Source organism: Aneurinibacillus danicus (genome assembly GCF_007991215.1).
Classification (GTDB): Bacteria; Bacillota; Bacilli; order Aneurinibacillales; family Aneurinibacillaceae; genus Aneurinibacillus; species Aneurinibacillus danicus.
Genome location: NZ_BJXX01000231.1, coordinates 1 through 5,193, shown reverse-complemented (window position 1 = coordinate 5,193; position 5,193 = coordinate 1). Strand labels below are relative to the sequence as shown.

The 5,193-nt window shown below is 47.5% G+C and carries 5 protein-coding genes; 4 read left to right on the top strand and 1 reads right to left on the bottom strand.

Annotation, left to right across the window (positions count from 1 at the left end; translation table 11 throughout):
- Positions 1 to 130: 130 nt before the first annotated feature.
- Entirely contained in the window at positions 131 to 1,741 is a 1,611-nt protein-coding gene (locus ADA01nite_RS21165; RefSeq protein WP_146812416.1) for a long-chain fatty acid--CoA ligase, read from the bottom strand.
- 396 nt (positions 1,742 to 2,137) lie between these two features.
- On the opposite strand from ADA01nite_RS21165, the gene ADA01nite_RS21160 reads away from it, so the two are divergent.
- From ADA01nite_RS21160 to ADA01nite_RS21145, 4 genes are all read left to right on the top strand, one after another.
- A complete protein-coding gene (locus ADA01nite_RS21160) occupies positions 2,138 to 2,293 on the top strand; it encodes a DUF1540 domain-containing protein (protein WP_146812415.1) in 156 nt (51 codons plus the stop codon).
- 276 nt (positions 2,294 to 2,569) lie between these two features.
- Complete coding sequence (locus ADA01nite_RS21155; protein ID WP_371863589.1) at positions 2,570 to 3,271, top strand: futalosine hydrolase; 702 nt, start codon at positions 2,570 to 2,572, stop codon at positions 3,269 to 3,271.
- Positions 3,271 to 4,098: a 1,4-dihydroxy-6-naphtoate synthase gene (locus ADA01nite_RS21150; protein WP_146812417.1), complete on the top strand. Its 828-nt coding sequence runs from the start codon at positions 3,271 to 3,273 to the stop codon at positions 4,096 to 4,098. Before ADA01nite_RS21155 ends, ADA01nite_RS21150 begins: the two co-directional genes overlap by 1 nt.
- A 351-nt stretch (positions 4,099 to 4,449) precedes the next feature.
- Positions 4,450 to 5,193: sigma-54-dependent transcriptional regulator family protein (locus ADA01nite_RS21145; protein WP_503826261.1), on the top strand; the 744-nt coding region annotated here is incomplete at its 3' end.

The window sequence follows — 5,193 nt, the reverse complement described above, 5'->3', positions numbered from 1 at the left end:
CCTTGTCCGAAGCCGATTTATCTCATGACTGAAGTCACGAGTGTTCTCGGCTAATCTATAAATTTTCCGTTTTATTCAAATTCATTTCTATCGACCTATCAGTTGACGCGGCAGATACTGTTTACTTCAATTAGGCCAGATGTTCCTTTAGCTGTTCGCGCAGGGTTCGCTTAAGAAACTTACCTACAGAGGTTTTTGGGATCTCATCCATTATCACAATATCGTCCGGCAACCACCATTTAGCAAACTGAGGAGCAAGGAATTCCATTAAATCTTTTTTGCTTACCGTCGCTTTGTACCCTTCCTTTAGGACGACGCAAGCTACCGGTCGTTCCTGCCATTTTGGATGGGGAACGGCCACAACGGCTGCCTCAAAAACGGCTTCATGCGCCATTAAAGCGTTTTCTAAATCAACAGAAGAAATCCATTCTCCTCCGCTTTTGATTAAATCCTTCGTGCGATCGACCAGTTTGACCACACCTTCTTCATCAATCGTTGCCACATCTCCTGTATGGAGCCAACCGTCTTTAAAGGCATCCTTCGTCCGTTCATCAAGGTAATATTCATCAGCTATCCATGGGCCCCGAACAAGAAGTTCGCCCATTTCTTCTCCGTTCCACTGGACTTCACCATCGTCTCCTATAACCTTTATTTCTAAGCCGGGCATTACCAATCCCTGCTTTGAACGAATATCCAGCTTATCTTCCTCAGGTAAGTCTTGCTGATAGCTTTTCAAACGGGAAAGAGTCACAATAGGGCTTGTTTCTGTCAGGCCGTAAGCGTGCAGAAAAGGGATCTTATATTTGGATTCGTACGTTTTGATCATTCCGCGCGGAGCGGCAGAACCCCCGCATAATATCGCACGGAGACTACCCGTCTCATAATTTCCTTCTTCCAGTTCTTTTAACAATGCGAGCCAAATTGTCGGAACTCCCGCCGTGATCGTGACCTTCTCCAGTTCGATGAATTGGGCCAGTATCTTCGGTGTAAACTGCGGTCCCGGCAGCACCTGTGTCGTTCCGAACCAGGTGGAGGCAAATGGCAGTCCCCAGGCATTTGCATGAAACATGGGGACAACAGGCATCGCAACATCGGATTCCGAGATTGCGGCTGCGTCCGCCAACCCCAGAGCCATGCTATGCAGAACAATGCCGCGGTGGGAATACACCACTCCTTTTGGATTTCCAGTAGTAGCCGAAGTATAGCACATTCCGGCAGGAGCGTTTTCATCAATGTCCTTCACAAAACTAAATTCAGGGTCTCCATCGGCCAACAAATGTTCATAGGAATAAAGCGGCTCCAGGGTTGATGATGGAACATCGTCTTTATCAGTCATCACCACAAAAGCCTCAACTGTTTTTAATTGACTCTTGATTTGTTCCACCAACGGCAAAAGATCCTCATCTACAATTAAAACCTTATCTTCTGCATGATTCACGATATAGACGATATGTTCAGGGGAAAGGCGGATGTTTATCGTGTGCAATACGGCTCCCATACCCGGTGCAGCAAAGTAGACCTCTAGATGACGATGATGGTTCCAGGCAAGAGTCCCGACGCGCTCTCCACGCTGAACTCCCAGCCTCTGAAGCGCACTGGACAAGCGACGTGCCCGTTTTCCTATCTGGGCATAGGTAAATCGGGAAATGCCTGAGGATGTTCTGGATATAACCTCCTTTTTCGGAAAATATTTTTCCGCCCTTTCCAGCAAAGAGCCAACCGTTAATTGAACATTCATCATTTGCTTCATCCACCTCTTTTTGCAATGTATTTTATTTTTTTGATTTGCTTTGTATGAGGATTTGTCTATTCTGCTATAGTAAGGTGTCGATGGGTTATTTCGGCTGCATGAGAATTACTCTGTCCAGCCAGCCCGTTTCTCCGTTAAGCGTATCGGATTTTCTGATTGATAGCGCTTCCATAAAAATTCAGTGTGTGTTTATCTCCTTTATATCCGAGTCCTCCAGGAAGATTCATAAATATCATATCAAATCTTACTATTCATTGTATATAAAATATTTTGAATTAAATCCAGCGGCTTTTCATCGTATTCCGCTCAATTTTTTTACCTTGGCCATTGTAAGGACTGGTTTAATTTTTCTTTGGCTATGATAACTAAAAGAAAGGAGGTGTTTTTATGGCAAAGGACGTACTATGCGAAGTAAACAACTGTACTTATTGGGCCCAGGGAAACAAATGCAATGCGGATGAGATTTACGTAGTCAGTCACAAAGGTAAGCAAGCTTCCACTACAGAAGAAACCGACTGTAAAACGTTCAAACCGGGTATGTAAAAACAAATGATTGCCGTTTTTTGAAGAGTCTCTTGTCGAAAGCGATAAGAGGCTCTTTCTGTTTTTCAGCTTAAATATTCAGTTTCTATATAACAATCGGTTTGTTTCTGCTCCTTTTTATCCTGTTAAAGTTGTATGGGACATCGCTGTCCGAAGCATTCCTCTTTACATGGAGGGAAAATAAAGCTAACTTTGAATATGGGCGTTGTTTGGAAACGATATGAGGAGCCTTGCCGAACGAACCGTGTGGATCATTTAAATAAAGGGGATTGTAAAGTGAACGTTCATGTAAATACGGAAACATCTGCCGGCTCAAAATCCAATCAGCCGGAGCCAGGAATGCGAGTACTCGTGATGACCTCTGTCCCGGCTGAGAGGGACGCGGTGCTGCGTGGACTCCGTGGCGCCAGTAGATTTGACGTGGTGGTGGCGGGCGTCGGCCCGGCAGCGGCTGCAGCCAGCACAGCGACCGTGTTGGCATCTGCCGAGTACGGCTTGGTAGTGAGTGCCGGAATCGGTGGCGGCTTTGCCGGTCGGGCCGAAGTAGGCTCTCTGGTGGTGGCGAGCGAGATCGTTGCCGCCGACCTGGGAGCGCAGACGCCGGAAGGTTTCTGCAGCCTGGACGAGCTGGGGTTCGGCTCCACCCGCGTTCCGGTTGACACTGACCTGACGACCCGGGTGACGGAGGCGCTGTATGCGGCTGGACTTCCGGCCACGACCGGACCGGTGCTCAGTGTATCAACTGTAACGGGTACTGCTGCGACCGCCTTAGAGCTGGCCTCACGGGTGCCGGGAGCGGCTGCTGAGGCGATGGAGGGATATGGCGTGGCTACGGCAGCCCGTAACCGCGGCGTACCGGTCCTGGAAATCCGTGCGATTTCGAACCCGGTCGGTCCGCGTGACCGGGCCGCCTGGCGTATCGAAGAAGCGCTAAACATACTAGAAGCAGCGAGTTCAATATTATCGGAGGTGTTATGATGAGAATTGCCTTTTCTCCTTGTCCTAATGATACTTTTGTTTTCCATGCCTGGGTACACGGGTTGATACCTGACGCGCCAAAGCTCGACGTTACATACGCGGACATCGATATTACCAACAGTCTGGCGGCCAGCTCCAACGGGCCTGACGTGCTCAAAATTTCGTATGCGGCTTTGCCGTGGGTGCTGTCCGAGTACGCACTGCTTCCCTGCGGGGGAGCGTTGGGCAGAGGCTGTGGACCGCTGATATTGACGAAAAACAGTACGGAGCCAGCGGCGCTGGCCGGCCGACGGGTTGCGGTACCGAGTGAGCGATCGACCGCCTACCTGCTGTTCCGGCTGTGGGCAGCCCAGCATGTACCAGAAGGCGTGGGCGAAATTGTGATTATGCCGTTTCACGAAATTATGCCGGCAGTGCGCTATGGTCTGGTTGATGCCGGGCTGGTAATCCACGAGGCGCGCTTTACCTATCACACGTACGGGCTAAATATGTTGGCTGACCTGGGGAACTGGTGGGAAGCCGACACCAATCTGCCGATTCCGCTGGGAGCCATCATCGCCCGCCGGTCACTCGATCTGGAGGCAATTGCCGGATGGATTCGTACGTCGGTCGAATACGCATGGGCAAACCCGGAAGCATCCCGGGATTACGTGATGTATCACGCGCAAGAGTTGGCTTCTGAGGTAGCACAGGCGCACATTGACCTATACGTGAACAAGTTCACTGCGGATTTGGGCGAGGACGGATATGCGGCGGTAACCGCTCTGCTTAGCCGGGCCGCGCAAGAAGGACTCGTGCCGAAAGTGGATTTCGGGGCGCTGCGCTAACGCGAACGGCGGACAATGAATCCGGGAGTATAGGGATTCAAAGGATAGTAGACACCGGGTAAACAAATAAGCCACCTGTATATACAGGTGGCTTAAGGTAATGCTTATCGTTCTTCAACATATTTCCGTCTTTTTTCACGAGTAAAAGCGAACCTAGAAGGAGAAAATTCTAAAAGAACAACGAACGTACACTTTATTTTACATTTGCGATATCCACACTACCCCTATGCCCTTTCTAGAGTCAAATTAAAAAACTGCAAGAGTCCAGGTGGTTTATATTGAATTTGAAAGGTAACATCATTTATAATTTAATCGAATATTTAGAATTATCGGCCTTATAGGGAGGGTGCTATGGATACGAAGTTCATTTATAAAGGATTACCACGGCCTGAGTCGTCCAATTTAATCTCCGGCATCCAAACCGCATGGGTAAAATATATTGAAGAGGGAATAAAGCCTGAATCTCTACTTCGTTCAGAAATTATTGCTTCCTGGGAAAGATCGAAGAAATTCGGAGTGAACCCTTTGCAGAAGCAGGTTGAGGAAAGCATTGGAAATGATGAACTAAGTTTATTTCAGGAAAAAAATGATAAACTTCTTCATTACGCCAGACCGGATATGAAATTCCTGGCAGAATCTCTAGAGGGATCGGGAACTATAATAACAATTAGCGATAAAAATGGGCTTTTATTGGATATGTATGGAGATCGTGAAATTTTAAGAAGAGCGGAGAAAATAAATTTTCTTCCAGGGTCGGTCTGGAGTGAAGAAGTTGCTGGAACGAACGCTATAGGTACGGTTATAAAAAATAAGATGCCCGTGCAGATTTTATTTACTGAACATTTTTGTACGGGATGGCAGGATTGGATTTGTGCGGCGGCCCCTATATTGAATCCGTTTTCACATGAGTTAATGGGAGTTTTAGATATATCTGGAAAATGGAGGAATATTCATCCACACACATTAGGATTAGCGATTAGTAAAGCTAATAACATCACCAGGTATATCGAGAGGATTATTTATCATGAGGGATTACGAATGAATCCTTTCTTGACGGCCACACTTGGTTCTTTTGAGGATGGAATTATTATTGCA

What these genes read in the sequence shown, in the direction of transcription:
- ADA01nite_RS21165 (WP_146812416.1), bottom strand. Translation starts at nt 1,741, where the DNA reads ATGATGAATGTTCAATTAACGGTTGGCTCTTTGCTGGAAAGGGCGGAA.
- ADA01nite_RS21160 (WP_146812415.1), top strand. Translation starts at nt 2,138, where the DNA reads ATGGCAAAGGACGTACTATGCGAAGTAAACAACTGTACTTATTGGGCC.
- ADA01nite_RS21150 (WP_146812417.1), top strand. Translation starts at nt 3,271, where the DNA reads ATGAGAATTGCCTTTTCTCCTTGTCCTAATGATACTTTTGTTTTCCAT.